Consider the following 24280-nt stretch of genomic DNA (forward strand, 5'->3'; position numbering starts at 1 on the left):
AGCTCAGCCGCCACTGCCGTACGGCCGCGTGAGAATCTCCAGGCGGTGGCCGTTGGGGTCGTCGAAGTACGTCCCGCGGCCGCCGTCGTGGTGGTTGATCTCGCCGGGCCGGTGGTGGAAGGGGTCGGCCCAGTAGGTCAGCCCGGCGGCCCGGACGCGGCCGAAGATCGAGTCGAACTCGTCCTCGGAGACCAGGAACGCGTAGTGCTGCGGGGCGATGTCCTCGTCCGTCTCCAGGTAGTCGAGGGTCACCCCGTTGGGGATCTCGACGGGGAGGAAGGGGCCGTACGGCTCGCTCACCTCGAGGCCGAGGACGTCCGCGAGGAAACGGGCCGAGGCGCGTTTGTCGTGCGCGGCGACGATGGTGTGGTTGAGCTGCACGGTCATCTGCCGGCCTCCGTTCCCACGACGCTCCCACGACGTTCCCAGGGCTTTTCCACGGCCCCCGCACCGCACACCCCACCGTACGCCGACGGGAACCTCACCGGGCCCGCCGCGCATCCTGAAGGTCATGAGTACCGACACGCTCACCGACCTGGACACCGGCCGCGTCGCCAACGCCGTGGCGGACGAGGGGGGTTGGCGGATCGCCACCGCCTCCGTCGTGCTGCTCGCCGTCGGTGTGCTGACGGCGTACGGCTTCAACGTGTTCGAGGACCGGCACGCCGGTGCGGAGCTGGACGCCTGCCGCACCCTCCCGAACACCTGGCCGATGTACACGGCGGCCGTGGCGGGCCTCCTCGCCACCGTCGCCTCCGTGGCGCTCGCGGGACGGCGGCTGCTGCTGCCGCGCCGCCCGCGCGGACCGGTGCAGATGGCGGGGATGGTGCTGCCGGCCGGGGTGCTGCTGCTCGTGCTGCAGGCCATGATCGTGTGGTCGGTGTTCCAGCCGTCGTCGGGCGGGGCGCTCGACTGCCTGCGCTGAGCGGGATGCCGGGCGCGGCCCGGAGACGAGGAAGGGCCCCGGGCGGGTCAGCCCGAGGCCCCTTCCCCACGACCGTCGGATCGTCTTGTACGACCGTCGGATCGTCCCCTACGACCGTCAGATCGTCGCCGTGTCGATCACGAACCGGTACCGCACATCGCTCGACAGCACCCGCTCGTACGCGTCGTTGATCTCCGCCGCGCCGATGACCTCGATCTCGGCGCCGAAGCCGTGCTCCGCGCAGAAGTCCAGCATCTCCTGGGTCTGCGCGATGCCGCCGATCGCGGAACCGGCGAGGGTCTTGCCGCCGCCGATCACCGAGAAGAGGTTGAGGGAGATCGGCTCCTCGGGGGCGCCCACGTTCACCAGCGCGCCCTCGGACTTCAGCAGCGACAGGTAGGCGTTGAAGTCCAGCGGGGCCGACACCGTGGAGAGGATCAGGTCGAAGGTGCCGCGCAGCTCCTGGAAGGTCTGCTCGTCGCTGGTGGCGTAGTAGTGGTCGGCGCCGAGCTTGAGACCGTCGTCCTTCTTGCGCAGCGACTGCGACAGCACGGTCACCTCGGCGCCGAGCGCGTGCGCGATCTTCACGGCCATGTGGCCGAGGCCGCCCATGCCGAGGATCGCGACCTTCTTGCCGGGGCCGGCGTTCCAGCGCTTGAGCGGGGAGTACGTCGTGATGCCCGCGCACAGCAGGGGGGCGGCCACGTCCAGGGCGAGGCCGTCGGGGATGCGGACGGCGAAGTTCTCGTCGACGACGATCTTCTGGGCGTAGCCGCCGTAGGTGGGCTCGCCGTCCTTGCCGATCGCGTTGTACGTGCCGACGGCGCCCCCGGTGCAGTACTGCTCCAGGCCGGCCTTGCAGCTGTCGCACTCACGGCAGGAGTCGACGAGGCAGCCGACGCCGACCCGGTCGCCGACGGCGTGCCGGGTGACGCCGGAGCCGACCTCGGAGACTATGCCGGCGATCTCATGGCCGGGGACCATGGGGAAGATCGCCTCGCCCCAGCCCTCACGGGCCTGGTGGATGTCGGAGTGACAGATACCGGCGAACTTGATGTCGATCAGGATGTCGAACTCGCCGACCGGACGGCGCTCGATGGTCGTGCGCTCCAGCGGAGCCTTGGCGGCGGGTGCGGCGTACGCGGCAACGGTGGTCATGCCGGGGATCTCCTAGCGGGGGGTTCGTCGTCCCGGCCTGCCTTCCGGCCGGGCACGGCGTCCAGCCTGCCCGAAGCCAGGGGATTCACCCAGGCCACACCTTTGCGTACGTCTGGCGTGCCTACTACTGGCGGGGTCAGGATCGTGGTCGTACGACCGTGAATACTGGACGTATGGACTCCACGCCCGACTCCCCCGAACCGTCCGGCGCGCCGTTGGACCGGCGTGCCGAGCTGAGCGAGTTCCTGCGCACCCGGCGGGCCCGGCTCAAGCCGGAGGACGTGGGGCTGCCCGACTTCGGCCGGCATCGCAGGGTGCCGGGGCTGCGGCGCGAGGAGCTGGCGCAGCTCGCCGGGGTGTCGGTGGCGTACTACACCCGCCTGGAACAGGGCAACGGGCGGAACGTCTCGGCGGAGGTCCTCGACTCCATCGCGCGGGCGCTGCGGCTGACGGACGCCGAGCACGCGCATCTCACCCATCTCGCGAAGCCGAAGCACAAGAAGAAGCAGACCGCTCCGCCGCCGCAGCTCCGGGCGTCGTTGCGGCAGCTCCTCGACACCATGGACGGCGTACCCGCGTACGTCATCGGTCGGCGCGCGGACATCCTCGCCTGGAACCGGATGGCGGCCGCGCTCTTCGGTGACTGGGCGGAGCTGCCGGTTGCGGAGCGGAACTGGGCCCGGCTGGCGTTCCTGAGGCCCGACTACCGGGAGCTGTTCGTGGACTGGGAGCAGAAGGCGATCGACGTCGTCTGCAGTCTGCGCATGAACGCGGGCTGCTACCCCGACGACACACGGCTGTCCGCCCTCGTCGGGGAACTGTCCGTGAAGAGCGAGGAGTTCCGCCGGCTGTGGGCCACCCACGACGTCAAGGAGAAGGCCCACGGCGTGAAGCGTCTGCGCCACCCTCTCGTCGGTGAGTTCTCCCTCAACTTCGAGAGTTTCCGGCTCCCGGACGACGGTGACCTGGCGCTGGTGACGTACCACGCGGAGCCGGGGTCACCGTCGGCGGAGGCGCTGCGGCTGCTGGCGGCGTGGGGGGCGGACGCGACACGGGCCGGGTCCCGGCCGGCCGTCTGAGCCCGTTCTCGGGCGGGTGGCCGTCAGCCTCGGTAGGGGGGCGCCGCCCCCCAGCCCCACTTCGGTACCGGCTGCTCGGCGGGAGGCTTGGCGTCCGGCCCGGAGAAGTACACCGCGAGCCGGGTGCCCCACTCGACGTAGGCGAGGAACGCGGACCGGAACTCGGCGTCGGTCGGCAGACCGGCCTCGTCGGCGGCGTCCTGGACGAGGTTGACCCAGCGGCGCCGCTGGGCCTCGGTGATGTTCCGTCCGAAGTGCTTGGCGACCATGTGACTGTGGCCGCCCTGGGTGTGGGAGTACGTCTCCGGCCCGCCGAAGACCTCCGCGAGCCAGAGCGCGACATGCTCGGCGTGCTCGGGGGCCAGGCCGGCGAAGACGGGGGCGAGCAGCTCGTCCTCGACGACCTTGGCGTAGAACACCTCCGTCAGCCGGGCGAAGGCCTCCGCCCCGCCCGCCCACGCGAACAACGTGGGCACGGCGGAACCGGCTCCGCGCACCGCCGTCGCCTTGTAGTGCCGCATCTCCTCTATGGCGCCGACGTACGGCCGGATCTCGGCGAGGAAGGCGGGGAACAGGTCCGACGTCCGGAACCCCTGGAGGTGGTCCTCGGTCGACGTCCAGGTGATCCGCAGGATGAAGTGCTCGAAGTCCTCTTCGCAGCGGGCGAGTTCGTAGTCGACGCAGTCGGTGAGGCCGCGAGGTGGGCCGCGGCGCGGGTGTAGGCGGCGAGGAACTCCGCCGACCGCTCCTCCTGAATGCGGTACCGGATGTACTCGACCGTGGTTGTCTCTGGTGCCGTCATGGAGGTACGCAACCACGAAGGAGCGGGCGGAAGCTGCACTTCCGGGGTGTGTTCGCTCAGCGCAGGGTCACGAGGCCCCCGGCACACCGCGGTGTGCCGGGGGGCCTGGGCGCCGTGTCACGACGACGCCGCGTTCTCCTTCACCGTGATCCTGCCCTTGCGGATCGTCGCCAGGCGCGGGGCCTTCTTCGCGATCGCGGAGTCGTGGGTGACCATGATGAAGGTCAGCCCGTGCTCCTTCCACAGGCGCTCCAGGACGTCCATGATCTCGTCGCGCATGCCCTCGTCGAGGTTGCCGGTGGGCTCGTCGGCGAGGAGGACCTTCGGTTGCTTCACCAGGGCGCGGGCGATCGCGACGCGCTGCTGCTGGCCGCCGGACATCTCCGAGGGGAGGTGGCCGAGGCGTTCGCCGAGGCCGACCGACTTCAGGGCCTCGGCAGCCCGTTCGCGGCGGTCCTTGACCTTGACGCCCAGGGGGACGAGGGCCGTCTCGACGTTCTCCTGGGCGGTGAGCGTCGGGATGAGGTTGAAGGACTGGAAGACGAAGCCGATGTTCTCGCTGCGGACCTTCGTCAGCTTGGCCTCGGAGAGCTTCGCGAGGTCGGTGCCGTCGAGGACGACCTCGCCCTCGGAGGGGCGGTCGAGGCCGCCGAGCATCTGGAGGAGGGTGGACTTGCCGCCGCCGGTGGGGCCCTGGATGACCAGGCGGTCGCCGTCGGCGATCGTCAGGTCGACGCCGTCGAGGGCGTGGACGATGTCCTTGCCCCGGGTGTAGCGCTTGGTGACGCCCTTCAGTTCGTACATGGTGGCTCCTCGGAGGTTTCGGGGTCGTGCGCGATGTCGTTCGGGTGCTGGTGCGTTGGGGCTGGTCGCGCAGTTCCCCGCGCCCCTGACGTCGGCTCGTCGGCCGTCGCTCGACTACTCGACCCGGCGCAGTGCGTCCGCCGGGCGGAGCCTCGACGCGCGCCAGCCGCCGAAGGCGCCGGCGATCAGACCGCCGGCCACCGCCAGGCCCACCGCGATGGCCACCGTGGTCACGCTGACCGGGGCCGTGAGGGCCACGTCGAGGGTCTTGGCCGCCGCACGGCCGGGGCCGCCGCCGAAGCCGCCGCCACCGCCGCCGGGGCCGCCCTGGCCCCCGCCGCCACCGCCGCCGCCCAGAGAGGCCTCCAGGGTGGGGCTGACCGCGGTCACGGCGTAGGCGCCCGCGAGGCCCAGCGCGATGCCGAGGGCGCCGCCGAGGAGGCCGTTGACCATGGCCTCGCCGATGACCTGGCCGGTGACCCGGCGGGACTTCCAGCCCAGGGCCTTGAGGGTGCCGAACTCACGGACGCGGCGGGAGACCGCGGAGGAGGTCAGCAGGCCGGCGACGAGGAAGGCCGCGACGAGGACCGCGATGGACAGCCACTTGCCGACGTTGGTGGCGAGGGAGGAGGCCGTCGAGAGGGAGCCGGAGACGGTGTCGGCGAGGTCGGCGGAGGTCGTCACCGTCGTACCCGAGACGTTCTTCTGGATCGACGACTTGACGCTGTCGATCTTCTGGGAGTCGGTCGCCTTGACGTAGATCGTGGTGACCTTGTTCTTCGAGTCGCTGATCGTCTGGGCCTGGGTCAGCGGGATGTAGACGTTGGCGGCGGAGTCGCCGCTGTCGGCCGTGGCGACGCCGATCACCTTGAACTTGACGCTCTTGATGGTGACGGTCGAACCGACCTTGAGCTTCTTCTCCTTGGCGTACGCCGAGTCGACGATCGCGACCTTGCCGTTGTTCTCCGTGGTCTTGAAGGTACGACCACTGGTGATCTTGGAGGAGGTCAGCGGGCCGAGGTCGGGCTGGGTGACGTCGGTGCCGTAGACGGAGTAGTTGTTGACGTCGAAGTTGGCGCCGCCGCCCTGGACCTCACCCTGCGGCTGGCCGTTGCCTCCGCCGTTGCCGCCGGGGCCGCCCTGGCCGCCGCCGTTGCCGTTCTGCTGGAACTGGCCGCGGGTGAACTGGCCGCTGACCTTGATGACCTGAAGGCTCAGCCCGCCGACCGCGTCCGCGACGCCGCTCTGCTTGCCCACCTTGGAGACGGTCGAGGTCGCCAGGGTCTGGAAGCCCTGCACCATGACGCGGTCGGTGCTCTGCTCCTCGTCGGAGTCGTTGTCCTGCGCGTCGAACTGGAAGCGCGGCCGGTCCGATGCGCTCGCGGTGGGCGAGGCGGCCTTGGTGACCGTCATGTCCGTACCCAGGCCGTACAGGCTCTGCAGGACCTTGTCCTGGGCCTTCCCCATGCCGGAGGACACGGAGGAGACCACGATGACCAGCGCGATGCCCAGCGCGAGTCCGGAGGCGACGACGAGGGCCGCCTTTCTGCGGCGGCGCAGCTCGCGCCTCAGGTAGGTGAAGAACATGCGCCGCAAGCTAGATACGGCGCGTGATGACTGCATAAGGCAGAAATAAGAGAAGCATGAGAAGGCTGTCGGAGAGCCAGGTGTGATCCCGTGCCCACCTGTCAGAGCGGGTGTCGGAGCGGGCGAATTGCGCGACGGGTGAGCCGGAGATTCAATGGAAGGGGCTGGTCACGAGGCGCCGGGAGCCGGAGATGGCCGCCAGAAATCCGCTGACGCACGACGACGACGGCGATGTGGCCGTCCACAGGACGTCGGCCTGGTCCCAACGGATCGCCGCTCATGTCGCGGATCTGCAGGGGCAGATCAACAGGGTCGCGTGCCAGGGGCCCACCGCGCCCGACGCGGAGTACGTCAAGAAGGCGGACACCCATCTCGGGGCGGCGCGGCAGGCGCTGCGGAGGCGCGGGGCCTGGGACCGCGTCCGCGGGAAGTCGACCGACACGGTGCTGGCCAATCTGCACGAGGCCGAGGTCGCCGTTCTGCGGCTCGTCCCGGAGGCCGAACTCCGTTGGAAGGGGCTGCCCGTCCTCGTTCAGGCCCGTCTGCATCTCGACCCGGAGGACGCGCGGCTCCAGCACCTGGAGGAGGTGCTGTCCCGGTCGGGGGCTCAGGTCGCGGGCGCGGACCGGGAGTTGCTCGCGCAGGCGCTGCACGCCGCCTATCAGGCCGAGGAGGCGGAGCGAGCGCGGGTCCGGTACTTCACCCGCCTCCTGTGCGCGGCCACCCTCATCATGGCGCTGATCGCCGTCGGCTTCGCCCTGTGGGCGCTGTCGGAACCGGCCGTGGGCACCCGTTTCTGCTTCCCCGAGGACGCGGACGATCCGAACGCGAAGCCCACCATCTGTCCCTTCGGGAAGGACCCGAGCTGGCAAGGCGTCTGGTTCGTCGAGTTCTGCGGGATGCTCGGCGCGGCCGTCGCGGGATCGGTGTCCCTGCGGAAGGTACGGGGGAGTTCAGGGCCCTACCACGTGGCCACCGCGCTGCTGCTGCTGCGGCTTCCCGTGGGGGCGCTCACCGCCGTCATCGGGATCCTCCTGCTCAGCGGCCGCTTCTTCCCCGGGCTCACCGCGCTCGACACGTCCACCCAGATCATCGCGTGGGCCATCGCGTTCGGTGTCCTCCAGGAGTCGGTGACCCGGGCCGTCGACCGGCAGGGGCAGTTCCTGCTGGAGAACGTCAGGACTCCCGGACGCGAACCGGGGGGCGACGCCGGGAGGAAGGAACGGTCGGGCCGGAAACCTCCCAAGCCGTCGGGAGCACCGCCGGCGCAGAGGCCGGGACGACGGGTGCTGCCGCGCGTTCCGGGCCGCGGCACGCGAAAGGCGGCCACCCCTCCGGGGCAGCCGCCTTCGCCTCAGTGACAGCTCGCGTCCGGCGTCCGGATCAGACCGCCGAACCCGCCTTCCACTGGGCCCAGTCCATGTTCCAGCCGTTGAGGCCGTTGTCCGGGGCCACCGTCTTGTCGCCGGTGTTCTGGACGACCACGACGTCACCGATGATCGAGTTGTTGTAGAACCACGCGGCGGGCGTGCTCGGGTCGTTGGCGCCCTTGGTGTCGGAGAGGCCGACGCAGCCGTGGCTGGTGTTCACCGCGCCGAAGATCGACTTGGCGCCCCAGTAGTTGCCGTGCACGAAGGTGCCGGAGGTGGTCAGGCGCATGGCGTGCGGGACGTCCTTGATGTCGTACTCGCCCTTGCCGTCGGAGTCGGTGAAGCCGACCGTCGCGCCGTTCATCCGGGTCTCCTTGAACTTCTCGGAGATCACCATCTGGCCTTCGTACGTCTTGTTGTCGGGCGAACCGGCGGAGATCGGGATGGTCTTGACGACCTTGCCGTCCTGCGTGACCTTCATCTGCTTGGTCTGCGCGTCGACGGTGGTGACCTGGTTGCGGCCGATCTTGAAGGTGACCGTCTTCTGCTGGACGCCGAAGACACCGTTGGCGCCCTCGACACCGTCGAGCGCCAGCTTCAGCGTGACGGTGGAGTTCTCCTTCCAGTAGTCCTCGGGACGGCAGTCCATGCGGACGGTGGAGAACCAGTGGCAGACGACCTCCTGGCCGCTGCTGGAGGTGACGGTGATGCCCTTCTGCACGGCCGCCTTGTTGGTGATCTCCTTGTTGAAGTTGATCGAGACGGGCATGCCCACGCCGACGGTCGAGCCGTCCTCGGGCGTGAAGTTGCCTATGAAGCTGTTGTCCGGGGAGACCGTGGTGAAGGACGCGTTCTCGTGGGCCTCGAGGCCGCTGGAGTCCTTGGCGCTGGCGGCGACCTTGTAGGTGGTCGAGCGCTCGAGCTGGACGCTGGGCTTCCAGCTCGTCTTGTCGGCGGAGAGCGCGCCCTGGACGGCGGTGCCGTCGGCGGTGGTCATCGTCACCTCGGTGAGCGTGCCCTTGCTCACCGTGACGGCCGCCGAGTTGTTGATGGAGGCGTTGTTCGAGCCGTCCGCCGGTGTGATCTTGATCTGTGCCTCGGAGGACTTCTTCGCGGCCGCCTCGTCGGCCTTGGCCTGCGAGGAGCTGTCCTTGCCGTCCGAGGCACTGCTGTCGCCGCTGGAACACGCGGTCAGCATCAGCACACCGCCGAGCAGTGCGGACGCCGTCATCAGACCTCGGCGCCGCCTACTGTCCGTCATCACACGCTTCTCCATCGTTGCCGATTCCCTGAACCCCGAGAGTCCCCGTTAACGAACTTAAACGCTGCGACCGGTGAGCCCCGTTCCACATTCTCCGAATGTGTGGGCCACGCCACGTCCACGCCACGTCCCCGCGGGCGGTGGGGCCCGCCCGGGACGGGTGGTGCGGGGGTCGGTCCGTGCGTCCACTGAGACGGCGAAACCCCGGAGGGCGGTTGCCGTCCGGGGTTGACGAATTCCCCGGGCCGCTCAGCCGATGCCGGCTCCATCGCCGTCGTCGTCGTCCTCGTCCCCGCCATCATCCTCATACGGACCCCACTCAGGCGAGTCCGGGTCGTAGTCGATCTGTTCCGTGGACCAGGACGCCTGCTGGAGCTCCACCCCGGGCACCTCGCTGACCAGGTCGAACGGATCGACGAGGTAGGCGATCGCCTCCGCGGTGTCTTCCGTCACAGCGCTTCGCGCGTGGGTGCGCTCGGCGTCGGGGAGGTCGGGGTCGCCGTCGATCCGTCCGACCGCGGCCCGCGTCAACCCGTCCGGGTCGCGCACCTCGACCACCAGATCCACTCGAACCCGTACAAAATGTGATGTCTCCTCAGCGCTCATGCCCGGAGCGTACGGCTCACAGCTCCCGCAACTTTCCCGCGACCCGCGCCTTTCACTAGCATCGGACCCCAGGGCCAATTCGCCAGCGCCACAAGGGGATCGATATCCGGTGTCATCCGCTCGACGTCCGTTGCTGACCGCCACCGCCGCGGGCACCCTGCTGGGCGCCCTGTGGTTCGTCCCGTCCGCCAACGCGACCCAGGACACCCCGGCGAGAACCGAGACGACGACGCAGGTCACGACCCAGGCGCGGGCCGTGTCCAGCACCACGGCGACGCATGTGACCGACGCGTCGACCACATCCGACGACGGCACCCGGCTCGCCGACACCGGAAGCTTCGACACCACCCCGTACGTGGTCGGCGGAACCACACTGCTCGCCCTGGGCGCCGGTTTCGTCGTCTATTCGGTACGCCGGGAACGCCTCGGATTTTGAAATGACTTGACTGTCGTTTGACAGGCGTTTCATAGTCCGCGCATGAAGAGATCATCGGGGGCGCGGCTGTGCTCCACCGCCGCGATCGGCGCACTGTCACTCGCCCTGCTCACGGGCTGTTCCTCGGACGACGGCTCGAAGGACTCCGGGAAGTCCGGCGGCTCCAAGGGCTCCTCGTCGTCCTCCTCCTCGTCCGCCGCCGACGCGAAGGCGCCGACCTCGGCGGAGCTGGAGAAGCTGCTGCTCGCGCAGGGCGAGGTCAAGGGCTACAAGGTGACCGACGGCGACGACACGCTCCCCACGTCCAAGTCCGTCGTCAAGGTGGACAAGACGGAGTGCGCCCCGCTGGCCTGGGCCACGGCCGCTCTCCCGCCGGGCGACACGGACGCGGCCGCGAGCAACACCGTCACGGAGGAGAAGGCCTCGGCCTCTCCGACCTCGCTGGACGACGTCAGTGAGGCCGACATCGAGGACGCGTTCAAGGTCACCCTGACGTTCGTGGGGCTGTCCTCGTACGACGGCGACGGCGCCCAGAAGGCCATGAAGTCCGTGTCGGACGGCGTCGCGGCCTGCTCCGGCGGGTTCGGACTCCAGGCCGACGGCGAGAAGTCCAAGATCACCAAGGTCGCCTCGGAGAAGGGCACCGGGGGCGGCGACGAGGCGCTGGCGTTCTCGGAGACCGTCGACATGGACGGCGAGGGCACGGCCACCTTCCACGCCGAGGTGATCCGCAAGGGCACCACGGTGGCCACGTTCTACACGGTGAACTTCGCCGCGTTCGCCTCCGGCGGTGACATGGGCCCGGTCCCGGCGGCCGTGGTCACGGCCCAGCTCGGCAAACTGGCGTAACCCACGCGTCCCACAGGGCCCTGCCGTCACCACGTACGGCAGGGCCCCCTGCGTCACCTCAGCGGCCCGGTGACGGTCTCCGCCGCCGCGACCAGCCGGCCCTCGCGCACGAACGTGTCGGCCGCCGCGAGGTCGGGCGCCAGGAACCGGTCGGGACCGGGCCCCTGGACCCCGGCCTCGCGCACGGCTGCGAGGACCGCGCGGGTCGCGGGCGCCGGGGTGAGTCCCTCGCGCAGCTCGACGCCGCGCGTGGCCGCGTACAGCTCGACGGCGAGGACGCGGTTGAGGTTGTCGACGGCCGTGCGCAGCTTGCGCGCCGCCGACCAGCCCATCGACACATGGTCCTCCTGCATCGCGGAGGACGGGATCGAGTCCGCCGAGGCCGGTACGGCGAGCCGCTTCAGTTCGGCGACCAGTGCGGCCTGCGTGTACTGGGCGATCATCAGCCCGGAGTCGACGCCGGCGTCGTCGGCGAGGAACGGCGGCAGGCCGTGGCTGCGGTTCTTGTCCAGCAGCCGGTCGGTGCGCCGCTCGGCGATGGAGGCGAGGTCGGCGGCGGCGATCGCGAGGAAGTCCAGGACGTACGCCACCGGGGCGCCGTGGAAGTTGCCGTTGGACTCGACCCGGCCGTCGGGCAGGACCACCGGGTTGTCGACGGCCGAGGCGAGCTCCCGCTCGGCGACGAGCCGGGCGTGGGCCATCGTGTCGCGTCCGGCGCCGGCGACCTGCGGGGCGCAGCGCACCGAGTAGGCGTCCTGGACGCGGGGGGCGCCGTCCTGGTGGTGCCCGGTGAGCTCGGAGCCCGCGAGGACGGCGAGCATGTTGGCGGCGGAGTCGCCCTGGCCCGGGTGCGGGCGGATGGCGTGCAGCTCGGGCGCGAGGACCTTGTCCGTACCGAGCAGCGCCTCCAGGCTGAGGGCGGCGGTGATGTCGGCGGACTTGTAGAGCCGGTCCAGGTCGGCGAGGGCCATGATCAGCATGCCGAGCATGCCGTCGGTGCCGTTGAGGAGGGCGAGGCCCTCCTTCTCGCGCAGCTCGACGGGGTCGATGCCGGCCTCGGCGAGCAGGTCGGCGGCGGGGCGGACGGTCCCGTCCGGGCCCTCGGCGTCCCCCTCGCCCATCAGGGTGAGGGCGCAGTGGGACAGGGGCGCGAGGTCGCCGGAGCAGCCGAGGGAGCCGTACTCGTGGACGACGGGGGTGATCCCGGCGTTGAGGAGGTCGGCCATGGTCTGCGCGACCTCGGGCCGCACGCCCGTGTGTCCCGAGCAGACGGTCTTCAGCCGCAGGAACATCAGCGCGCGGACGACCTCGCGCTCGACGCGGGGGCCCATGCCGGCGGCGTGCGAGCGGACGATGTTGCGCTGGAGCTGTGCGCGCAGTTCCTGGCTGATGTGCCGGGTGGCGAGGGCGCCGAATCCGGTGGAGACGCCGTAGACCGGGTCGGGCTTGGCCGCGAGGGCGTCCACGATCCCACGGGCCGCGGCGAGCGCCGCCACCGCCTCACCGGAGAGCTCGACGCGGGCTCCGCCGCGCGCCACGGCGAGCACGTCGGACGCGGTCACCCCGGACGTCCCCACCACCACAGTGTGCATATCCATATTCAGGAGCGTACGCAGTGAAGACGAAGATGTCACCAGTGGGTGCGCGGTTCACCCCTTACCGACTACGTCACACTCGGGCCCTGGGCGGTCAGGGGCGGCCGCGGAAGCTGCGCCGCTCGGCCGCCCGCTCCCGCGGCGGCTCGTCGGCGAGGCGTACGACGGGATCGTCGGGGCCCTCGCGGCCCGCGACCACCGGCCGGGCGGCCCGCACGGCCTTGGCACGGTACTGGGCGGCGTCGGCGAGCCGGAAGAGCCGGCGGGCGGTGCGCACGGGCCCGATGGGGTCGCCGGTGGAGGCGACCCCGCAGGCCACGCCCTCGCCCAGCTCCAGCTCGCCGGCGCGCCGGCACAGCTCGCCCGCCACCCGCACCACCTCGTCGGCGGCCGGCCCGGCCGCGAGCAGACAGAACTCGTCGCCGCCGAGTCGCGCGGCCAGCGCCCCGGGCAGCATGGCCCCGCACAGCGACAGCACCGACCCGAACCGCTCCAGCAGCCGGTCGCCCACCGCGTGCCCCCGGGTGTCGTTGACCCGCTTGAGCCCGTTCAGGTCGCAGACGACCAGGCTGACCACGACACCGCGCGCCCGGTGCTGCTCGACCGCCTCCTCCAGGCGTACGTCGACCGCGCGGCGGTTGGCGAGGCCGGTGAGGGCGTCCGTGAAGGCGAGCCGGCGGGCCTCCTCCAGCCGCTCGGTCTGGGCGAGCCCGGCGGCGACGACGGCCGCGAGGACGGTCGCGAAGTCGGCGTCGGCGCGGTCGAAGACGGGGGTACCGGTGGAGCGGGCCACGTACAGCTCGCCCCAGGCGCGCCCGTGCAGCACGATCGGCGCGACGACGCACGAACCGCGCCCCCTGCGGCGCAGGGCGGCGACCCGCTGGTGGCAGTACCCCGGCCGCCCCTCGGCCGTCCCCTCGGCCAGCTCCACCCAGGCGTTGGGCTCACCACCGGACGCCCACCGCTCGTGCAGGAACTCGGTGATCTCCGGGAACTGGTGCACCGGATACGCCTCGGCCTCCGGGAACTCCTCCTCGTCGGCCGCCCGGTCCCCCACGTTCACCAGGACCCGCAGCCGCCCCAGATCCCGCTCCCACACCGAGAGCGCGGCGAACCCCCCGGCCAGCGCCCGGCAGGCCCCGAGTGCCGCCGCCCGCCACGACTCGCGGGGCGTGTGCGCGGCGGCCATCCCCTGAGCCAACGCGACGACGGCCGCAAGGCGTCTGTCCTCACCCATTACCCCAGGTTAGGGATATTTACTACGAAAGGGGATGTGAAGGGGCACTTAGAGTGACACCTCGCCCGGCCGCTCCGCCGAGGGCCCTACTCCCCCGGCCAGCGAGCGGCCCGCTTCTCGTTGAACGCCGCCACGCCCTCCGCCCGGTCCCCCGAGAACGCGGTGGTCCGCCAGGCCGCGTCCTCCACCTCCAGCCCCGCCCGAAGATCCAGGCCCTGCCCGAGCCGCAGCGCCCGCTTGGCCGCCCGCAGCCCCACCGGCGAGTTCCCGGCGATCCGCGCGGCCATCGCCAGCGCCTCCTCCCGGTCGCGCCCCTCCTCCACCAGTACATCGACCAGCCCCAGCTCCCGTGCCTCGCCGGCCTCCACCCGTCGCGCGGTGAAGATCAGCTCGGCCGCGCGGGCCGCCCCGACGCGCCGCGGCAGCAACTGCGTACCGCCCCCGCCCGGGATCACCCCCACCGACACCTCCGGCAGCCCCACCACGGCCGTGGGGTCGGCCACGATGACATCGCACGCGAGCGCCAGCTCGTACCCCCCGCCCAGCGCGAACCCGTGGACCGCCGCCACCGTCGGCATCGGCAGCTCCAGGACGCCCGTGTACGCCCCGCGCGAGACCGGCCGCTGGCGCCGCAGGTCCGCGTCGGTGAAGGAGTTCCGCTCCTTGAGATCGGCGCCGACGCAGAACGCCCGCTCATGCGTCGAGGTCAGCACGACGGCCCGTACGTCCCGGTCCTCGCCCAGCGCCGCACACGCGCCGCCGACGGACCTGGCCATCTCGGTGGACATGGCGTTCATGGCCTTGGGCCGGTCGAGGACCAGCTCCGCGACATGACCGCCGTCCCCGTGCCGCCGCACCAGGACGAACTCCCCGAACCGCTCCTCGCTCATGACTTCCTCCGCGACATCGACACCCGAGTTAACGATGGTTAACACCTCTCGGTCCGAGATCATCGCAGCCTCGGGCCCCGGAGAAAAGGCCGGGCGGTCCGGGGCCGGTTCCCCCGGCATCCCCGTCCCCTCCCCACCCCGGGGACCGCCCACCCGTTCGAGTGACATCTCACCCAACTCCTCCCCGACCCCTCATGGGAGCGCATAACGTGCGTCCGCCCCGGCGCATCGGGGGCGCGACCGCACCGGGAGGGAACGCGATGACCATCACACCGGTGGACGACCGGCAGACGGAGCCCACCCGGCTCTTCGCGGCGCCACGCGGCCGGCACCGCCGTCCCCGCCCCCGCAAGGTCCTGTTCGCCGCGGGCGGCCTGGCGCTGGCCGCCGGGGTACTGAGCCTGGTGCGGATGTCGTCCGGCCCGGCCGGCGTCACCGGTATCGGCACCGCGGAGGCGGAACCCCACCCGGACCCCGTCACGAGCGCCGACACCGCCACGGACCACGCGGCCAACGCCGGCGCCACCGTCGCGGCCACCCCGACCGCGCCCTCCGCCATGGGCGGGGCGAGCGCCGAGCCGACCCCCCAGGTCAGCCTCGTCCCCGGCAGCCCGGGCGCCCCCACGTCCGTATCCCTCACGCCGGGCCCGTCCTACGCCCCGGCCGCCCCGCACCCCGCCCCGGCCGCGCGCATCCCCGCCCCCGCGCCGAGCCGCTCCACCGTGTCCCGGCCCGCACCGACCCGCACGCCGGCGCCCGCCCCGACGGCGAGCACGCCCCCGGCCCCCGCCCCGCGGCACCCCGCCCCGGCCCCTCAGCCGGGCGTCTGCGTCCCCGTCGTAGGCCTGTGCGTGGACCCGCTGCACGTGACGTCAGCACTGTGAGAACGGAGAGCGCCGGTCAGTCGCCCGGGTCCTGGCGGCGGGTCAACAGCCACGGCTCGACCACGCCGAGGCCACGCACCGGCCGCTGCCACATCGGCTGGAGCGCGAAGCGGTACTTCGGCGGCTCCTCGCCCTCCTTCTCCGCCGCCGCGGCCTCCTCCGCCGCCTCCGCCTCGGAGGCCGGCGCGTCCCCGGTGCGGATCAGTTCCTCGGCGAACGCGCTGTCGACGAGCACCGCGTCGCGCGGCGCTATCGACGTCAGCCGCGAGGCGAGGTTGACCGTCGTACCGAAGACATCGCCCATCCGGGTCGTGACCGTGCCGAACGCCATGCCGACCCGCAGCTCCGGCATCGTCTCGTCGTTGCTCATCGTCTCGACCAGCAGCAGCGCGATGTCGGCGGCGGTGCCCGCGTCGTCCGCCGCGTACAGCACCTCGTCGCCGAGGGTCTTGATCAGCCGGCCGCCGCGGGCCGCCACCAGGTCGGCGGAGGTGGTCTCGAAGGCCTCGACCAGCTCGCCGAGCTCCTCCTCCTCCATCCGCCGGGTCAGCCGGGTGAAGCCGACCAGGTCGGCGAAGCAGACGGCGAGCCGCCGGTCCACCATCTCCTCGTCGTCCGCGGCCTGCACGACCCGGCCGGCCGAGGCGGCGAGCTGGCGGCGCCAGACGTAGACCAGGAACTCCTCCAGCTCGGGCAGCAGCAGTTCGACGATCGGATACGTGACCTCGGTGCGGGTCATACCCGGCTCGGGCGGCTCGGTCAGCCCCTCCAGGAAGGAGTCGATCTGCCATTCGGCCAACCGGGCGGTGGTCTGGCCCGTGGACCGCGCCACCTGCACCGCCATCGCCTCGCTGAGCAGCCCCGCCTCGACCAGACCGGCGAGCCGGCGCAGCGCCAGCACATCGGCCTCGGTGAGCGCCTTGGCCTGCCCGATGTCGGCGAAACCCATCGCCCGCCAGAAACGGGACGCCAGCTCCATGGAGACACCGGCGCTACGGGCCGCCTGGAACGGGGTGTAGCGCCGCTCGGCGCCGAGGATGAGCTGTTCGAGGCGCAGCGCGAGCGGGTTGCCCTCGTCGGGATCGTCGGAGCCCGTGTCGTCGACGGTCACGCCTGCTGCCCTTCCGATCTTCCGCGGTCAGGTATCGACCGGCCTCAACTCTACGGCAGTGTGCGGTAGCTCACGCCCGTGAAGCCGACGGTAAGTCCCCTTGACGGGGGCGGCACCCGGCATCACGTTTTTTCCCTCACGCGGGCCTCAGGTGCACGATGTCCCCCGCCCCCACCGGCTCCTGCACGCCTTCCCTCGTGGCGATCACCAAACGCCCGTCCCCGTCCACGGCCACCGCCTCCCCCACCACCGACCGGTCCCCCGGCAGCTCGGCCCGCACCTCGCGGCCCAGGGTCGCGCAGCCCGCCGCGTACGCCTCCTGCAGACCGCTCGCCGCCGGATCGCCGCCCGCCGACCGCCAGCGGTCGTACCACTCCTCCAGTGAGCGCAGGACGGCCCGCAGCAGCGGATCGCGGTCCGTGTTCGCCGCTCCGGCGAGGGCCAGCGAGCCGGCCCGGGGCACGGGCAGCTCGTCGGCGCGCAGGGTGACGTTGACGCCGACGCCGACGACGACACCGTCCTCGCCGGCGCGCTCGGCGAGGATCCCGCCCGCCTTGCGTTCCTCGCCGCCCACCGTCACCAGCAGGTCGTTGGGCCACTTGAGAGCCGTGTCCACGCCGGCCCCGCGCGCGAGGCCGGTCGCGACGGCGACGCCGGTGAGCAGCGGCAGCCAGCCCCAGCGGGCCACGGGGACCTCGGCCGGCCGGAGCAGGACGGAGAAGAACAGTCCGGAGCGCGGGGGCGCCGTCCACTGCCGGTCCAGGCGGCCACGTCCGGAGGTCTGCTCCTCGGCGACGAGGACGGCGCCCTCCTCCGCCCCGCCCGCCGCCGCACGGGCCACGAGGTCGGAGTTGGTGGACCCGGTGCGCTGGACGATCTCCAGATCGCGGTAGAGGCCGCCGCCCTCCCGGAGCAGCGCCCGGCGCAGGGCCGTGGCGTTGAGGGGCGGCCGGTCGAGGGCGGACCAGCGGCTGCCGTTCGCGTCTGAGGCATCTCGGGGCGTCATGCAAGCCACCCTAGGTGTGTGAAACGCCGCACTGCTGATTGGTAGGCGCACCACTAGTCTACGGATGAGTAACCGTCCCCCCTTTTGAGCAGGCAGGGAGCCGCATCCCGATGTCCGAGCCGGAAGAGCGTCACGAGATCCCAGGGATCGACATCCACACCACCGCGGGGAAGCTCGCGGATCTCCAGCGCCGTATCGAGGAAGCGACGCACGCCGGCTCCGCACGCGCCGTGGAGAAGCAGCACGCCAAGGGCAAGCTGACGGCCCGTGAGCGCATCGAACTCCTTCTCGACGAGGGGTCGTTCGTCGAGCTCGACGAGTTCACCCGGCACCGCTCCACCAACTTCGGCCTGGAGAGGAACCGCCCCTACGGGGACGGTGTCGTGACCGGCTACGGCACGGTCGACGGACGCCCGGTGGCGGTGTTCTCCCAGGACTTCACCGTCTTCGGCGGTGCGCTGGGCGAGGTCTACGGCCAGAAGATCGTCAAGGTGATGGACTTCGCCCTGAAGACGGGCTGCCCGGTCATCGGCATCAACGACTCCGGCGGCGCCCGCATCCAGGAGGGCGTGGCCTCGCTGGGGGCGTACGGCGAGATCTTCCGCCGCAACACGCACGCGTCCGGTGTGATCCCGCAGATCTCCCTGGTCGTCGGTCCCTGCGCGGGCGGCGCGGTGTACTCCCCCGCGATCACCGACTTCACGGTCATGGTCGACCAGACGTCCCACATGTTCATCACCGGTCCGGACGTCATCAAGACGGTCACCGGTGAGGACGTCGGCTTCGAGGAGCTGGGCGGCGCGCGCACCCACAACTCCGTCTCGGGCGTGGCCCATCACATGGCCGGTGACGAGAAGGACGCGATCGAGTACATCAAGCAGCTCCTGTCGTACCTGCCGTCGAACAACCTCTCCGAGGCCCCGGTGTTCCCGGAGGAGGCGGACCTCACGCTCACCGACGAGGACCTGGAGCTGGACACCCTCGTCCCGGACAGCGCCAACCAGCCGTACGACATGCACACGGTGATCGAACACATCCTGGACGACGCCGAGTTCTTCGAGACGCAGCCGCTGTTCGCGCCGAACATCCTCACCGGCTACGGCCGGGTCGAGGGCCACCCGGTCGGGATCGTCGCCAACCAGCCGATGCAGTTCGCCGGCTGCCTCGACATCAAGGCGAGCGAGAAGGCGGCCCGCTTCGTCCGTACGTGCGACGCCTTCAACATCCCGGTCGTCACCTTCGTCGACGTCCCCGGCTTCCTGCCCGGCGTCGACCAGGAGCACGACGGCATCATCCGCCGCGGCGCCAAGCTGATCTACGCCTACGCCGAGGCGACGGTGCCCCTGATCACCGTCATCACCCGCAAGGCCTTCGGCGGCGCCTACGACGTCATGGGCTCCAAGCACCTGGGCGCCGACCTCAACCTGGCCTGGCCCACCGCCCAGATCGCCGTCATGGGCGCCCAGGGCGCGGTCAACATCCTGCACCGCCGCACGATCGCGGAGGCGGAGGCGAACGGCGAGGACCTGGAGGCGGTGCGCGCCCGGCTGATCCAGGAGTACGAGGACACCCTCCTCAACCCCTACATCGCGGCCGAGCGCGGCTACGTCGACTCCGTGATCATGCCGTCCGACACCCGCCGCCACATCGTCCGCGGCCTGCGCCAGCTCCGCACCAAGCGCGAGTCACTCCCCCCGAAGAAGCACGGCAACATCCCCCTCTAAGGAGCCGCTGTGACGATCAAGGTCGTACGGGGCAACCCGACCCCGGAGGAGCTGGCCGCCGCCCTGGCGGTGGTCCGAGCCCGCGCCGCGGCGGCGGCGACGACGCCGCCCGGCGCGGAGGGCCCCAGGGACGCGTGGTCCGACCCGGCGAGGATCGCGGGCCAACGCGTCCCCCAGCCGGGCCGGGCGTCCTGGGCTCGCACCTATTGGCCGAGCCAGGGATGACCCACCCAGGGGCGCGGGGAACAGCGCACAGAGCGACAACTCACAGCAGCAAATAAGTACCCCTACTCAGGCCAACCCGCCGGCCAGGCCCCACGCTGGGGGCATGCTGTGGTCAGACCCGAAGAACGAGCCGCCCAAGGAACTCCGCGACATGCAGGAGACCCTGAGGCGGCTCGGCTTCTTCCTCGCCCTGGCCATGGTGGTGGCGATGATCGTGCTGGGCCTACGCTGACCGCATGCGCCGACTCGTCCTCGCCTCCCAGTCCCCCGCCCGTCTGAACCTCCTGCGACAGGCCGGCCTCGCCCCCGAGGTCATCGTCAGCGGGGTCGACGAGGACGCGGTGACCGCCCCCACCCCCGCCGACCTGGCCCTCGCCCTCGCGGAGGCCAAGGCGAGCGTGGTGGCGGCGCGCCCGGACACCAAGGGCGCGCTGGTGATCGGCTGCGACTCGGTCCTCGACCTGGACGGCGAGGCGCTGGGCAAGCCCGCCGACGCCGCGGAGGCCACGGCCCGCTGGAAGGCGATGCGCGGCCGCGCCGGCACGCTCCAGACGGGCCACTGCGTATACGACACCGTCAGCGGGCGCTACGCCTCGGCGACCGCCTCCACGGTGGTCCGCTTCGGCGAGCCGAGCGACGAGGAGATCGCGGCGTACGTCGCCTCGGGCGAACCGCTCCATGTGGCCGGTGCGTTCACGCTGGACGGCCGTTCGGCGCCGTTCATCGACGGCATCGACGGCGACCACGGCAACGTCATCGGCATCAGCCTGCCGCTGGTCCGCAGGCTGCTGGGTCAGCTCGGCGTGGGCATCACGGAGCTGTGGGCGCCGCGGGAGGCGTGACCGACGAGCCGTCACCCTCCGCGCGGTTCTCGCTCTCCTCGGCGGTACCGCCCTCTTCGGGCTTCTCCAGGCTCACCCGACCGTCCTCGGGGCCCTCGAGGTGCGCGGGCTCCTCGGGGTTCCCGAGGCTGGAGCCGTCACCCGGCGCGCCGTCCCCGGGGCCGCCGGCCCCGGGTGCCTCCACCGCCGGCCCCGGCTGGGCGTCGTACGTCATCAGGAGCAGGACGATCAGCCCCAGCACCACGATCATGAACACGAACTGCTGCCGGCCGAGCAGCCCCCAGGCGAGCGCGCCGAGCAGGGCGTGCACCACGGCCGCGCTGATCAGCAGGATGCGGCCGAGGACACCGGGGGCGCGGTTGCGCAGGGCCATCAGCAGGGCCACCACGCCGCACGCGGCGAAGTAGAGACCGAAGACGATCCCGCCGACCTTCGAGGACCTCGACATGACATCGGGGTCGACGCCGGCCATGGACATGTTCTGGGCGTCGGCCATGACCCCGAGGGCCCAGTTCAGCAGGGCGATGCCGAAGGCCTCCGCGAACAGCACGAGAGCCAGGATCAACGCCACCGGTCTTCGGACCACCGGTCCCCACCCACTTTCACACCCTGCTCGAGCCCGAGTCGAGCGAGGTTTCCGTTACCCCTAGTACGTTCGAGACATCGCGAACGCTACTAACGGGTAAACCCGGGGACAAGGGTTCCGTGCGGGGCAAAGAATCGTTGGGCCATTCGTAGGGACTCCACAAAGAAACGGAGTGGGCCGCAGCACGCTCTCACAGAGACCTTGACCACACGAGAGGGCTAGGGTTGCCGGGTGGAGTGCTGCGTACGGCGGTACTACAAGGGATTTCACGGTCGAGTGAGCCTGGCATCACGCTCCGTGTGGGCAAGCTCACCTTTGGGGACGGGTCGATGTGTCGTGTCGGCAGTCCCTAAACTCGGCTTGTTTCAAGGAGGGAGCCTCAATCGTGCGCAAGGTGCTCATCGCCAACCGTGGCGAAATCGCAGTCCGCGTGGCCCGGGCGTGCCGGGATGCCGGTATCGCCAGTGTGGCCGTGTACGCAGACCCGGACCGGGACGCTCTGCACGTGCGTGCCGCGGACGAGGCGTTCGCCCTGGGCGGTGACACTCCGGCGACCAGCTACCTGGACATCGACAAGGTGCTCAACGCGGCCCGGGAGTCGGGTGCGGACGCCGTCCATCCGGGCTACGGCTTCCTCTCGGAGAACGCCGACTTCGCCCAGGCGGTCCTGGACGCGGGTCTGATCTGGATCGGGCCGCCGCCGCAGGCCATCCGCGACCTCGGTGACAAGGTCGCCGCCCGTCACATCGCGCAGCGCGCCGGCGCCCCGCTGGTGGCCGGCACGCCGGACCCGGTGAGCGGCTCCGACGAGGTCGTCGCCTTCGCCCGCGAGCACGGCCTGCCGATCGCCATCAAGGCCGCCTTCGGTGGCGGTGGCCGTGGTCTGAAGGTCGCCCGGACCCTGGAAGAGGTCCCCGAGCTGTACGAGTCGGCGGTCCGTGAGGCCGTCGCCGCGTTCGGCCGTGGCGAGTGCTTCGTGGAGCGCTACCTCGACAAGCCGCGTCACGTGGAGACGCAGTGCCTGGCCGACAGCCACGGCAACGTCGTCGTCGTGTCGACGCGTGACTGCTCGCTCCAGCGCCGCCACCAGAAGCTGGTCGAGGAGGCCCCGGCGCCCTTCCTCTCGGACGAGCAGGTCGCCGAGCTGTACTCCTCCTCCAAGGCGATCCTGAAGGAGGCCGGCTACGTCGGCGCCGGCACGGTGGAGTTCCTCGTCGGCCTCGACGGCACGATCTCCTTCCTGGAGGTCAACACCCGTCTGCAGGTCGAGCACCCGGTGACCGAGGAGGTCTCCGGTATCGACCTGGTGCGCGAGATGTTCCGCATCGCCGACGGCGAGGCGCTCGGCTACGACGACCCGCCGCTGCGCGGGCACTCCTTCGAGTTCCGCATCAACGGCGAGGACCCGGGCCGGGGCTTCCTGCCCGCGCCCGGCACGGTCACCGTCTTCGCCCCGCCCACCGGCCCGGGCGTGCGCCTGGACGCGGGCGTGGAGTCCGGCAGTGTGATCGGCCCGGCCTGGGACTCCCTGCTGGCCAAGCTGATCGTCACCGGCGCCACCCGTGAGCAGGCCCTGCAGCGCGCCGCCCGCGCGCTGGAGGAGTTCCAGGTCGAGGGCATGGCCACGGCCATCCCGTTCCACCGCGCGGTCGTCACCGACCCGGCGTTCGCCCCCGAACTCACCGGTTCCGAGGAGCCGTTCACGGTCCACACCCGCTGGATCGAGACCGAGTTCGTCAACGACATCAAGCCCTTCGCCTCCCCGGCCGACGCCGAGGCGGAGGAGGACGACAAGGACCGCGAGACGATCGTCGTCGAGGTCGGCGGCAAACGTCTGGAGGTCTCCCTCCCGGCGTCGCTCGGTATGACCCTGGCCCGCACCGGCCTCGCCGCCGGCGCCAAGCCCAAGCGCCGCGCCGCCAAGAAGTCCGGCCCGGTCGCCTCCGGCGACACCCTGGCCTCCCCGATGCAGGGCACGATCGTCAAGGTCGCGGTCGAGGAGGGCCAGGAGGTCAAGGAGGGCGACCTGGTCGTCGTCCTGGAGGCCATGAAGATGGAGCAGCCCCTCAACGCCCACCGCTCAGGCACCATCAAGGGCCTCGCGGCAGAGGTCGGCGCCTCCATCACCTCGGGCGCCCCGATCTGCGAGATCAAGGACTGAGGGCACTTCTGAACACAGGGCCCCGCGCCCCCCAAAGGGGGCGCGGGGCCCTGTCCCTATACGCGGCTCCGCCGCGTGGGCGCGCCCAGCCAGAACGAACCGGAACCCGCCCCCCACGCACACCCCTACGGCGCTTGGGCAACCGGCAAGTGGCTAGCGGCGACGAAGATCCGCCACCCGAGCCCGCTCACCACCAGGCGCGTCACCGAGGACCGCGGTGGCCCCCCGCAGCCCCGCCGCAGCCCCCGGCCCCCGCCGCGGAGCGGGAAGCGGCACGTCCCGGCGCTGCGGCTGCGGTCGCGCCGGGACAGCCTCACCCCCCGGGTTCCCGGACGCCCCGGCCACGGCGATCTGCACCCCCTGGTCCGCGAGGGCCTGGAGCTCGGTGGCGGCGCGGTCGTCGTGCGCGGGCGGCTCGTCGGTCACCAGGCGGGTGATGAGGTCCGTGGGCACGGTCTGGAACATGGTGTCGGTGCCCAGCTTGGTGTGGTCGGCGAGGACGACGACCTCGGCGGCGGCCTGGACGAGTGCCCGGTCGACGGACGCCGAGAGCATGTTGGACGTGGACAGTCCGCGTTCGGCGGTCAGTCCGCTCCCGGAGAGGAAGGCCCGGGAGACGCGCAGCCCTTGCAGGGACTGTTCGGCCCCGCTGCCGACGAGGGCGTAGTTGGAACCGCGCAGGGTGCCCCCGGTCATGACGACCTCGACCCGGTTGGCGTGGGCCAGGGCCTGGGCCACCAGCAGGGAGTTGGTGACGACCGTGAGTCCGGGGACCCGCGCCAGTCGGCGGGCGAGTTCCTGGGTGGTCGTACCGGCTCCGACGACGATGGCCTCGCCCTCTTCGACGAAGCCCGCGGCGAGGTCCGCGATGGCGGTCTTTTCGGCGGTCGCGAGATGGGATTTCTGCGGAAAGCCGGACTCCCGCGTGAATCCGCCCGGCAATACCGCACCGCCGTGTCGGCGGTCGAGGAGTCCTTCTGCCTCCAGTGCGCGCACGTCCCGCCGTACGGTCACTTCGGAGGTCTGGACGACGCGGGCGAGCTCACGGAGCGACACGGCTCCGTTCGCTCGCACCATTTCGAGGATCAATTGGCGACGTTCTGCAGCGAACACGAAACTGACAGTAACGCGGGCGACCGTCT

General features: G+C 71.3%; 24 protein-coding genes and 1 pseudogene. 11 read left to right on the top strand and 14 right to left on the bottom strand.

The features are described from left to right. Positions 1 to 3: 3 nt before the first annotated feature. Positions 4 to 387: a VOC family protein gene (locus OG852_RS18630; RefSeq protein ID WP_133912712.1), complete on the bottom strand. Its 384-nt coding sequence runs from the start codon at positions 385 to 387 to the stop codon at positions 4 to 6. Positions 388 to 511: 124 nt separating this feature from the next. Between OG852_RS18630 and OG852_RS18635 the strand changes: the two genes are divergently transcribed. Further along, on the top strand, positions 512 to 925 hold the full coding sequence (locus tag OG852_RS18635; RefSeq protein ID WP_133912713.1) for a hypothetical protein: 414 nt from the start codon (positions 512 to 514) through the stop codon (positions 923 to 925). A gap of 117 nt (positions 926 to 1042) precedes the next feature. Here OG852_RS18635 and OG852_RS18640 read toward each other — a convergent pair whose 3' ends face one another. Further along, positions 1043 to 2083 (bottom strand): NAD(P)-dependent alcohol dehydrogenase, encoded by a 1041-nt coding sequence (locus OG852_RS18640; RefSeq protein ID WP_133912714.1) that lies wholly within the window; start codon positions 2081 to 2083, stop codon positions 1043 to 1045. Positions 2084 to 2256: 173 nt separating this feature from the next. On the opposite strand from OG852_RS18640, the gene OG852_RS18645 reads away from it, so the two are divergent. Further along, positions 2257 to 3162: a helix-turn-helix domain-containing protein gene (locus OG852_RS18645; RefSeq protein WP_133912715.1), complete on the top strand. Its 906-nt coding sequence runs from the start codon at positions 2257 to 2259 to the stop codon at positions 3160 to 3162. Positions 3163 to 3185: 23 nt separating this feature from the next. Here OG852_RS18645 and OG852_RS18650 read toward each other — a convergent pair. From OG852_RS18650 to OG852_RS18660, 3 genes and pseudogenes are all read right to left on the bottom strand, one after another. Further along, positions 3186 to 3964: pseudogene (locus tag OG852_RS18650) on the bottom strand (group II truncated hemoglobin). A 117-nt stretch (positions 3965 to 4081) separates the two neighbouring features. Further along, complete coding sequence (locus OG852_RS18655) at positions 4082 to 4768, bottom strand: ABC transporter ATP-binding protein (RefSeq protein ID WP_133912717.1); 687 nt, start codon at positions 4766 to 4768, stop codon at positions 4082 to 4084. Positions 4769 to 4882: 114 nt separating this feature from the next. After that, positions 4883 to 6355: an ABC transporter permease gene (locus tag OG852_RS18660; RefSeq protein ID WP_133912718.1), complete on the bottom strand. Its 1473-nt coding sequence runs from the start codon at positions 6353 to 6355 to the stop codon at positions 4883 to 4885. Positions 6356 to 6546: 191 nt separating this feature from the next. Here OG852_RS18660 and OG852_RS18665 point away from each other — a divergent pair, with 191 nt between their 5' ends. Next, positions 6547 to 7716 carry a hypothetical protein gene (locus tag OG852_RS18665; protein WP_133912719.1) on the top strand — a complete coding sequence of 390 codons (1170 nt, stop codon included), beginning with the start codon at positions 6547 to 6549 and terminating at the stop codon, positions 7714 to 7716. Positions 7717 to 7738: 22 nt separating this feature from the next. Here OG852_RS18665 and OG852_RS18670 read toward each other — a convergent pair whose 3' ends face one another. Together OG852_RS18670 and OG852_RS18675 are read right to left on the bottom strand one after the other, a co-directional pair. Further along, complete coding sequence (locus OG852_RS18670; RefSeq protein WP_208117164.1) at positions 7739 to 9001, bottom strand: L,D-transpeptidase; 1263 nt, start codon at positions 8999 to 9001, stop codon at positions 7739 to 7741. A gap of 234 nt (positions 9002 to 9235) precedes the next feature. Next, the gene (locus OG852_RS18675; RefSeq protein WP_330348490.1) at positions 9236 to 9592 is read right to left on the bottom strand and encodes a hypothetical protein; all 357 of its coding nucleotides are present in this window, start codon (positions 9590 to 9592) and stop codon (positions 9236 to 9238) included. 109 nt (positions 9593 to 9701) lie between these two features. Between OG852_RS18675 and OG852_RS18680 the strand changes: the two genes are divergently transcribed. Next, on the top strand, positions 9702 to 10028 hold the full coding sequence (locus tag OG852_RS18680) for an LPXTG cell wall anchor domain-containing protein (RefSeq protein WP_208117165.1): 327 nt from the start codon (positions 9702 to 9704) through the stop codon (positions 10026 to 10028). 42 nt (positions 10029 to 10070) lie between these two features. Next, the gene (locus OG852_RS18685; protein ID WP_133912723.1) at positions 10071 to 10877 is read left to right on the top strand and encodes a hypothetical protein; all 807 of its coding nucleotides are present in this window, start codon (positions 10071 to 10073) and stop codon (positions 10875 to 10877) included. Positions 10878 to 10930: 53 nt separating this feature from the next. Here the strand turns inward: OG852_RS18685 and hutH are convergent, their stop codons facing one another. The 3 genes from hutH to OG852_RS18700 all read right to left on the bottom strand — a co-directional run bounded on the left by hutH (position 10931) and on the right by OG852_RS18700 (position 14599). After that, positions 10931 to 12469, bottom strand: a complete 1539-nt coding sequence (gene hutH / locus OG852_RS18690) for a histidine ammonia-lyase (RefSeq protein ID WP_330351463.1) — start codon at positions 12467 to 12469, stop codon at positions 10931 to 10933. Positions 12470 to 12566: 97 nt separating this feature from the next. After that, the gene (locus tag OG852_RS18695) at positions 12567 to 13709 is read right to left on the bottom strand and encodes a GGDEF domain-containing protein (protein WP_133912724.1); all 1143 of its coding nucleotides are present in this window, start codon (positions 13707 to 13709) and stop codon (positions 12567 to 12569) included. Positions 13710 to 13795: 86 nt separating this feature from the next. After that, positions 13796 to 14599 carry an enoyl-CoA hydratase/isomerase family protein gene (locus OG852_RS18700; RefSeq protein ID WP_133912725.1) on the bottom strand — a complete coding sequence of 268 codons (804 nt, stop codon included), beginning with the start codon at positions 14597 to 14599 and terminating at the stop codon, positions 13796 to 13798. 260 nt (positions 14600 to 14859) lie between these two features. Here OG852_RS18700 and OG852_RS18705 point away from each other — a divergent pair, with 260 nt between their 5' ends. Next, entirely contained in the window at positions 14860 to 15483 is a 624-nt protein-coding gene (locus OG852_RS18705; RefSeq protein ID WP_330348491.1) for a hypothetical protein, read from the top strand. A gap of 16 nt (positions 15484 to 15499) precedes the next feature. Here the strand turns inward: OG852_RS18705 and OG852_RS18710 are convergent, their stop codons facing one another. Together OG852_RS18710 and OG852_RS18715 are read right to left on the bottom strand one after the other, a co-directional pair. Beyond that, entirely contained in the window at positions 15500 to 16594 is a 1095-nt protein-coding gene (locus OG852_RS18710) for an adenylate/guanylate cyclase domain-containing protein (RefSeq protein ID WP_133912726.1), read from the bottom strand. Between the two features lie 136 nt (positions 16595 to 16730). Beyond that, positions 16731 to 17600, bottom strand: a complete 870-nt coding sequence (locus OG852_RS18715) for a biotin--[acetyl-CoA-carboxylase] ligase (RefSeq protein WP_330348492.1) — start codon at positions 17598 to 17600, stop codon at positions 16731 to 16733. Between the two features lie 110 nt (positions 17601 to 17710). Here OG852_RS18715 and OG852_RS18720 point away from each other — a divergent pair, with 110 nt between their 5' ends. From OG852_RS18720 to OG852_RS18735, 4 genes are all read left to right on the top strand, one after another. After that, entirely contained in the window at positions 17711 to 19324 is a 1614-nt protein-coding gene (locus OG852_RS18720; RefSeq protein WP_330348493.1) for an acyl-CoA carboxylase subunit beta, read from the top strand. Positions 19325 to 19333: 9 nt separating this feature from the next. After that, positions 19334 to 19549: an acyl-CoA carboxylase epsilon subunit gene (locus OG852_RS18725; RefSeq protein ID WP_133912729.1), complete on the top strand. Its 216-nt coding sequence runs from the start codon at positions 19334 to 19336 to the stop codon at positions 19547 to 19549. 103 nt (positions 19550 to 19652) lie between these two features. Then, a complete protein-coding gene (mmpB, locus tag OG852_RS18730) occupies positions 19653 to 19781 on the top strand; it encodes a morphogenic membrane protein MmpB (protein WP_133912730.1) in 129 nt (42 codons plus the stop codon). 4 nt (positions 19782 to 19785) lie between these two features. Beyond that, entirely contained in the window at positions 19786 to 20391 is a 606-nt protein-coding gene (locus tag OG852_RS18735; RefSeq protein ID WP_133912731.1) for a Maf family protein, read from the top strand. Here the strand turns inward: OG852_RS18735 and OG852_RS18740 are convergent. Then, positions 20360 to 20977, bottom strand: coding sequence for a hypothetical protein (locus OG852_RS18740; RefSeq protein ID WP_330348494.1), 618 nt, complete (start codon positions 20975 to 20977; stop codon positions 20360 to 20362). The genes OG852_RS18735 and OG852_RS18740 overlap by 32 nt on opposite strands. 385 nt (positions 20978 to 21362) lie before the next feature. On the opposite strand from OG852_RS18740, the gene OG852_RS18745 reads away from it, so the two are divergent. Further along, complete coding sequence (locus OG852_RS18745; RefSeq protein ID WP_330348495.1) at positions 21363 to 23138, top strand: acetyl/propionyl/methylcrotonyl-CoA carboxylase subunit alpha; 1776 nt, start codon at positions 21363 to 21365, stop codon at positions 23136 to 23138. Positions 23139 to 23291: 153 nt separating this feature from the next. On the opposite strand, the gene OG852_RS18750 is transcribed toward OG852_RS18745, so the two are convergent. Next, positions 23292 to 24251 (bottom strand): DeoR/GlpR family DNA-binding transcription regulator, encoded by a 960-nt coding sequence (locus OG852_RS18750; RefSeq protein WP_133912733.1) that lies wholly within the window; start codon positions 24249 to 24251, stop codon positions 23292 to 23294. Positions 24252 to 24280 lie beyond the last annotated feature (29 nt).

The sequence above is a fragment of the Streptomyces sp. NBC_00582 genome (assembly GCF_036345155.1).
In the GTDB taxonomy this organism is placed as follows: domain Bacteria; phylum Actinomycetota; class Actinomycetes; order Streptomycetales; family Streptomycetaceae; genus Streptomyces.

Coding starts and splice junctions, on each gene's coding strand:
- OG852_RS18630 (WP_133912712.1), bottom strand. CDS start 387: ATGACCGTGCAGCTCAACCACACCATCGTCGCCGCGCACGACAAACGC.
- OG852_RS18635 (WP_133912713.1), top strand. CDS start 512: ATGAGTACCGACACGCTCACCGACCTGGACACCGGCCGCGTCGCCAAC.
- OG852_RS18640 (WP_133912714.1), bottom strand. CDS start 2,083: ATGACCACCGTTGCCGCGTACGCCGCACCCGCCGCCAAGGCTCCGCTG.
- OG852_RS18645 (WP_133912715.1), top strand. CDS start 2,257: ATGGACTCCACGCCCGACTCCCCCGAACCGTCCGGCGCGCCGTTGGAC.
- OG852_RS18655 (WP_133912717.1), bottom strand. CDS start 4,768: ATGTACGAACTGAAGGGCGTCACCAAGCGCTACACCCGGGGCAAGGAC.
- OG852_RS18660 (WP_133912718.1), bottom strand. CDS start 6,355: ATGTTCTTCACCTACCTGAGGCGCGAGCTGCGCCGCCGCAGAAAGGCG.
- OG852_RS18665 (WP_133912719.1), top strand. CDS start 6,547: ATGGCCGCCAGAAATCCGCTGACGCACGACGACGACGGCGATGTGGCC.
- OG852_RS18670 (WP_208117164.1), bottom strand. CDS start 9,001: ATGGAGAAGCGTGTGATGACGGACAGTAGGCGGCGCCGAGGTCTGATG.
- OG852_RS18675 (WP_330348490.1), bottom strand. CDS start 9,592: ATGAGCGCTGAGGAGACATCACATTTTGTACGGGTTCGAGTGGATCTG.
- OG852_RS18685 (WP_133912723.1), top strand. CDS start 10,071: ATGAAGAGATCATCGGGGGCGCGGCTGTGCTCCACCGCCGCGATCGGC.
- hutH (WP_330351463.1), bottom strand. CDS start 12,469: ATGCACACTGTGGTGGTGGGGACGTCCGGGGTGACCGCGTCCGACGTG.
- OG852_RS18695 (WP_133912724.1), bottom strand. CDS start 13,709: ATGGGTGAGGACAGACGCCTTGCGGCCGTCGTCGCGTTGGCTCAGGGG.
- OG852_RS18700 (WP_133912725.1), bottom strand. CDS start 14,599: ATGAGCGAGGAGCGGTTCGGGGAGTTCGTCCTGGTGCGGCGGCACGGG.
- OG852_RS18705 (WP_330348491.1), top strand. CDS start 14,860: ATGACCATCACACCGGTGGACGACCGGCAGACGGAGCCCACCCGGCTC.
- OG852_RS18715 (WP_330348492.1), bottom strand. CDS start 17,600: ATGACGCCCCGAGATGCCTCAGACGCGAACGGCAGCCGCTGGTCCGCC.
- OG852_RS18720 (WP_330348493.1), top strand. CDS start 17,711: ATGTCCGAGCCGGAAGAGCGTCACGAGATCCCAGGGATCGACATCCAC.
- mmpB (WP_133912730.1), top strand. CDS start 19,653: ATGCTGTGGTCAGACCCGAAGAACGAGCCGCCCAAGGAACTCCGCGAC.
- OG852_RS18735 (WP_133912731.1), top strand. CDS start 19,786: ATGCGCCGACTCGTCCTCGCCTCCCAGTCCCCCGCCCGTCTGAACCTC.